The sequence below is a fragment of the Saccharomonospora iraqiensis subsp. iraqiensis genome, assembly GCF_000430445.1.
Lineage (GTDB): Bacteria > Actinomycetota > Actinomycetes > Mycobacteriales > Pseudonocardiaceae > Saccharomonospora > Saccharomonospora iraqiensis.
In genome coordinates, this window is the sequence record NZ_KE387041.1 from 16,083 (window position 1) to 22,627 (window position 6,545).

Consider the following 6,545-nt stretch of genomic DNA (forward strand, 5'->3'; position numbering starts at 1 on the left):
AGTCACCGGCGGATCCGGCGGCGGGATCGGCGGTCGTGGTGCCGGCCCCGGTGTCGGGAGTCGCCCCACCGTCGTCGCCCGCGACCCGCTGCCAGGGTGGCGGTTCCCCCGGGCTGGTGTCGGTGGTGCCGCCCGAGCCGCTCTGTTCGGTGTCGTCAGAAGATGTCACAAACCGTCATCCCTCGTCACTCGCGCGCCACTGGTGCCCGGGTCGTGCGACCCGCCTACTCCGCGTCCCGCGGCTCGCCTCCGGCGGCGGTGTCCTCCCCGGAATCCGCCCCGGACACGGCCTCGGAGCCGGTGCTCCCGTCGTCCTCCGGTGGAAGTTCACCGGTGGTGGTGCCCTCTCCGGGGACGTCCGAAGGCCGGTCGGCGTTGCGTGCCACGGCGAGCAGAGCGTTCCCCTCGCCGAGGTTCATCAATCGGACGCCCTTGGTCTGCCTACCCGCCTTGCGGACCTCACCCGCGGGGGTCCGGATAACTCCACCACTGGAGGTGATGGCGTACAACTCGTCCTCGATGTCGACGATCAGCGCGGCGACGAGCGCTCCGCGCCGTTCGTCGTGCTGGATCGTCAGCACACCCTTACCACCGCGGCCACGCACCGGGTATTCCTCGACCGGGGTGCGTTTGGCGTACCCACCGTCGGTGACGACGAGCAGGTCGGTGTCCGGCCGGACGACGTTGACGCTGAGCAGTTCCGCGCCGTCGTTGAACCGCATGCCGAGCACCCCCGAGGTGGCCCGGCCCATCGGGCGCAGCACCTCGTCGGTGGCGTGGAAGCGGATGGACTGACCGTCCGAGGACACCAGCAGCAGGTCGTCCTCGGCCGAGGCGAGCACCGCGCCGACGAGCTCGTCGCCCTCCCGCAGGTTGATCCCGATCAGACCACCGGAGCGCGGGGAGTCGAAGTCGGACAGCCGGGACTTCTTGACCAACCCCTTCCGCGTGGCCAGCACCAGGTACGGGGCAACCTGGTAGTCCCGGATCTGGATGACCCCGGCGATGTGTTCCTCCGGCTGGAACGCGAGCAGGTTCGCCACGTGCTGCCCGCGCGCGCTGCGGTTGGCCTCCGGCAGGTCGTACGCCTTCGCCCGGTAGACCCGGCCCTTGTTGGTGAAGAACAGGATCCAGTCGTGCGTCGAGCACACGAAGAAGTGCTGCACGATGTCGTCCTGGCGCAGCGTGGTGCCCTGCACCCCCTTGCCGCCGCGCTTCTGCGACCGGTACAGATCGGTCTTCGTCCGCTTCGCGTAGCCCGTCCGGGTGATCGTCACGACGACGTCCTCCACCGGGATCAGATCCTCGGCGGAGACGTCCCCGTCGTACGGGATGATCTGCGTGCGGCGCTCGTCGCCGTACTTCTCGACGATCTCGGCGAGCTCGGTCCGCACGATCGAGCGCTGCCGCTCGGGCTTGTCCAGGATGTCCTTCAGATCGGCGATCGTGGCCTCGCGCTCGGCCAGCTCGTCGGTGATCTTCTGCCGCTCCAGGGCGGCCAGCCTGCGCAGCTGCATGTCCAGGATCGCGGTGGCCTGCACCTCGTCGACCTCGAGCAGCTCCATCAACCCGGTGCGCGCCTCGTCCGCGCTGGGCGACCGGCGGATCAGGTTGATCACCGCGTCCAGCTGGTCGAGTGCCTTGACCAGGCCACGCAGGATGTGCGCGCGCTCCTCGGCCTTGCGCAGCCGGTACCGGGTCCGGCGGACGATGACGTCGATCTGGTGGGCCACGTAGTGCCGCACCATCTGGTCCAGCCGCAGCGTCCGCGGCACGCCGTCCACCAGCGCCAGCATGTTGACGCCGAAGTTGTACTGCAGCTGGGTGTGCTTGTAGAGGTTGTTCAGCACCACCTTCGCCACGGCGTCGCGCTTGAGCGTGATGACGATACGCATCCCGCTGCGGCTGTTCGTCTCGTCGGCGATGTCGGCGATGCCGGTGAGCTTGCCGTCCCGGGCCAGCGTGGCGATGTTCTCCACCAGGTTGTCCGGGTTCACCTGGTACGGCAACTCGGTGACCACCAGCGTGGCGCGGCCCTTGGTGTCCTCCTCGACCTCGACCACCGCGCGCATCCGGACCGACCCGCGGCCGGTGCGGTAGGCCTCGGAGATCCCCCTGGTACCGAGGATCAGCCCGCGGGTCGGGAAGTCCGGCCCCTTGATGCGCTCCATCAGCGCCTCGAGCAGTTCCTCCTCGCCGGCCTCGGGGTGGTCCAGCGCCCAGATCACCCCGTCGGCGACCTCGCGGAGGTTGTGCGGCGGGATGTTGGTCGCCATCCCCACCGCGATCCCGGAACCGCCGTTGACCAGCAGGTTCGGGATGCGACTCGGCAGGACGTCGGGCTCCTGCGTGCGCCCGTCGTAATTGTCGGAGAAGTCGACCGTCTCCTCCTCGATGTCCCGCAGCATGTCCATCGCCAGCGGGTCGAGGCGGGATTCGGTGTTGTGGCTGACGAACCCGTCGGTGACGAACGCGTGGTCGTCACTGTCGACGCGCACGCTGTAGACGGGCCGCACGCCCGCGTCGCTCACGGACTCGACCTCGGCGTAGTAGTACCGCCCGTCGACGAGCGGTTCGACGACGTCGAGCACGCCCGGCTCCGTGATCCGTTCGGCGATCTCGTCCCGCCGGGTCTCCCACCGGGCGACACGGTCGACGTTGTGCCTGCGCAGCCAGTCCCGTTCGGTCCACCGCCGGGCGCCGTGCCCACGGATGTACTCAGCGACGAACGGCACGTGATCCGACGACAGGGAACGCGAGTCGTGCGGGATCTCGGCCAGCACGGTCTCCAGCTTGTCCTGCTTGGTGCCGTCGAAGCCGATCCTGGTGGCGAACAACCGGGCGTCACGCCGGTTGGTGATGACGACCTTGTACTCGCCCGAGTCGTAGCGGACCTGCTTGGCCACGACGCCGAACTCCAGCAGCAGCTGCTGCACCTCGCGCGCCAGCCGGGCGCTGTAGGTCGAGTACGAGACCTGCACGGAGTTCCGGGGCAGTCCGGAGACCGATCCGTCACCGGTGAACAACGCCGCCAGGAATGTCCGTTTGACCTCCGGCCCGCCCGTGTGCACGAACTCGGGGACCCGCTCACCGACGTACGCGCCCGCCGATCGGGCTTCGTCCAATTGGCGGGGATCGGTGTCGGAACCGGCGGGCGGCTCGGTGCGTTGGAGCACGACCTTCTCCCCCGGCCCGATCTCCGACAGCAGTTTCCACACCAGCGTCGGAACGCCCAGCACCCGGGACAGGCAGAGCACCGGGTGGTTGTGCGTCCCGGTCAGCTCGAAGCCTTCGCGCGTGGTCATGCGAAGTGTGGAGTGCTCACCCGAATGGAAGAGCATGTCCGCCCGGACCGGGTCGCCGTTGCGGTCGAGAAGCTTGACGTCGACGGGGTGGTCGCTGTTCGGCCGGGCGTCCGGAACGAGGTCACCGATCGCGACCGTGGCGCCGTCCGCGAGCTTCACACGGGTGTCGCCGGTCACGCAGTACCTCATGGCGGCGGCCGGATCGTTGCCCGGGGAACCGAAGTTGCCCTGGCCGTCGATCAGCGGGTACCGCATCGACCACCCCTGCGCCAGGCGCACCAGGGCGTCGTAGATCGCCGAGTCGCCGTGCGGGTGGTAGTTACCCATCACGTCGCCGACCACGCGGGAGCACTTGTTGTACCCGCGGTCGGGACGGAAGCCGGAGTCGTACATCGAGTAGAGCACCCGGCGGTGCACGGGCTTGAGTCCGTCCCGCACGTCCGGCAGGGCCCGCGACACGATGACGCTCATCGCGTAGTCGATGTACGAGTTCTGCATCTCCTGTTGGATGTCAACAGGTTCGACACGGCCCCGGTGGTCCGGTTCCAGCGTTTCGGTCACGGAGAAGAAGTCCTTTCACACGAGCGACGTCGGCGGGCGGGCGCGCGGCCGGGGTGAGCCGGGCGCCGCGTCAGACGTCCAGGAAACGCACGCCCTTGGCGTTGCGGGTGATGAACGAACGGCGGGCCTCGACGTCCTCGCCCATCAGCACGGAGAAGAGCTCGTCGGCCGTGGCCGCGTCGTCCAGGCTGACCTGGAGCAGCACGCGGTTGGTGGGGTCCATGGTGGTCTCCCACAGCTCGTCGGCGTTCATCTCGCCGAGACCCTTGTACCGCTGGATGCCCTCGTCCTTCGGCAGCTTCCGGCCCGCCTCGGCACCCGCGCGGAGCAGGCCCTCCTTCTCGCGCTCGGTGTAGGCGTACTCGGCGTCGTTCCGCGGCCACTTGATCTTGTAGAGCGGCGGCGAGGCCAGGTAGACGTACCCCTGCTCGATCAGCGGGCGCATGAACCGGAACAGCAGCGTCAGCAGCAGTGTGCGGATGTGCTGGCCGTCCACGTCGGCGTCGGCCATCAGCACGATCTTGTGGTACCGCAGCTTCGAGATGTCGAACTCGTCGTGGATGCCGGTGCCCAGCGCGGTGATCAGCGACTGGACCTCCGCGTTCTTGAGGACCTTGTCGATCCGCGCCTTCTCCACGTTGATGATCTTCCCGCGGATCGGCAGGATCGCCTGGTACTGCGAGTCGCGGCCCTCCTTGGCCGAGCCGCCCGCGGAGTCACCCTCGACGATGTAGAGCTCGCACTTCTCCGGGTCGGTGGAACGGCAGTCCTTCAGCTTGCCCGGCAGACCGCCGATGTCCATCGCACCCTTGCGCCGCACCAGGTCGCGGGCCTTGCGCGCGGCCAGCCGGGCCTGCGCGCTGGAGACCGCCTTGTTGATGATCACCTTGGCTTCGGCGGGGTTGCGCTCGAACCAGTCGGCCAGCCACTCGTTGCAGGTCGTCTGCACGAACGAGCGAACCTCGCTGTTGCCCAGCTTGGTCTTGGTCTGGCCCTCGAACTGCGGCTCGGCGACCTTGACGGAGATGATGGCCGCGAGGCCCTCCCGCACGTCGTCGCCGGTGAGGTTGGCGTCCTTCTCCTTGAGCAGCCTCTTGTCCCGCGCGTAGGCGTTGACGACGCGGGTGAGCGCGGCGCGGAAGCCCTCCTCGTGGGTGCCACCCTCGTGGGTGTTGATGGTGTTCGCGAAGGTGTAGACCGACGGGGTGAAGCCGTTGTTCCACTGCATCGCGACCTCGACCTCGACGCCCTCGCCCTGCTCCTCGAAGGAGACCACGGTCGGGTGGATCGCGTCCTTGGAGGCGTTGATGTGCCGGACGAAGTCCTCCAGCCCACCCGGGTAGTGGTAGGTGCGCTCCTTGACCTCGGCCTGCTGGCCGGCGGCGTCCTCGTCCTCGTCCCCGGAGACCCGCTCGTCCCGCAGCACGATGGTGAGCCCCTTGTTCAGGAACGCCATCTCCTGCAGGCGGCGGGCGACCGTCTCGGCGCTGAAGTGGGTGGTCTCGAAGATCTCCGGGTCGGCGAAGAACGTCAGGCTCGTCCCGGTGCGCTCGGTGGGCCCCTTCTCCAGCAGCTCGCCGGGGACCGACTTCTCGTAGTGCTGCACCCACATCGTGCCGCCGCGGTGGACCTCCACGTCCAGCGTGCTGGACAGCGCGTTGACCACGGAGACGCCGACGCCGTGCAGACCGCCGGAGACCGCGTAGGACTCGCTGTCGAACTTGCCGCCCGCGTGCAGCTGGGTCAGCACGATCTCCAGCGTCGGCTGACCGTGGACGGGGTGCTCCTCGACGGGGATGCCGCGACCGTCGTCGACCACCCGCACGCCACCGTCGGCGAGCAGGGTGACCTCCACCTGGCTGGCGTGGCCCGCCATCGCCTCGTCGACGGAGTTGTCCACAACCTCCCAGATCAGATGGTGCAGGCCACGCTCACCGGTCGAACCGATGTACATGCCGGGGCGCTTGCGGACCGCCTCCAGGCCCTCGAGCACCGTGATGGAGGACGCACTGTATTCGCTGTTACTCGCTGCCACCGGCCTGACTTCTCCTCGTCTCGCCCAACGGACACCGGGGGGACGTCCGGGTCACATCCGGCCCGCGTCGGGCCCGAAGCTGGTATTCGTTCCGGCACCGATCCGGCTTGCCTCACTCAAGTTTACTTGGCCGGTCGCGCTCACAGGCACCAAGGACACCCCTGGCTGCGCCACAGAGCCACGAATTCGGACACGGACGAGTCCCGTCCCGATGACCTGCCCGACCGCGCCTCGACGCCGCGTCTGCGGCGCCCGTGGGAACGCCTCCCGTCGGGCGCGGTCGCGGCGCCGTGCGGGCGGTCAACCATAGGTGTCCCGCGGCCCCCGACCGGAGATGTGCCGGGGCCCCTTGCGCCAGCTCGGCGCGGTCGGTCCCTGGATGCGCATCTTCGTGACCACCCCGTGTCCGACTCCGGCCGCGATTCTCGCGAGCAGCTGACGCTGGAGCAAACGCAACTGCGTGGCCCATGCGGTGGAACTGGCGCGCACGGTCAGCTCACCGTCGGTGAGGGAGACGGGCTGCGCGTGCTCGGCGACCTCCTCGCCGACCAGCCGCGACCACTGGCCGAACACCCGGCCGTCCGCCAGCCGCTGGTTCCAGCCGAGCTGGGACGCCATGCGGGAGACCAGCCTGCCCAGCGGCT

General features: G+C 68.8%; 3 protein-coding genes. All 3 read right to left on the reverse strand.

What is annotated here, in order from left to right; all coding sequences use genetic code 11:
- Nucleotides 1-224: 224 nt before the first annotated feature.
- Entirely contained in the window at nucleotides 225-3,866 is a 3,642-nt protein-coding gene (gyrA, locus tag ACTIR_RS0102930) for an intein-containing DNA gyrase subunit A (protein ID WP_026453165.1), read from the reverse strand.
- A gap of 70 nt (nucleotides 3,867-3,936) precedes the next feature.
- Nucleotides 3,937-5,901 (reverse strand): DNA topoisomerase (ATP-hydrolyzing) subunit B, encoded by a 1,965-nt coding sequence (gyrB, locus tag ACTIR_RS0102935; protein WP_026453166.1) that lies wholly within the window; start codon nucleotides 5,899-5,901, stop codon nucleotides 3,937-3,939.
- 300 nt (nucleotides 5,902-6,201) lie between these two features.
- Nucleotides 6,202-6,545, reverse strand: a 344-nt coding sequence (locus ACTIR_RS21345) for a DciA family protein (RefSeq protein WP_034238050.1), incomplete at its 5' end; no start/stop codon positions are given.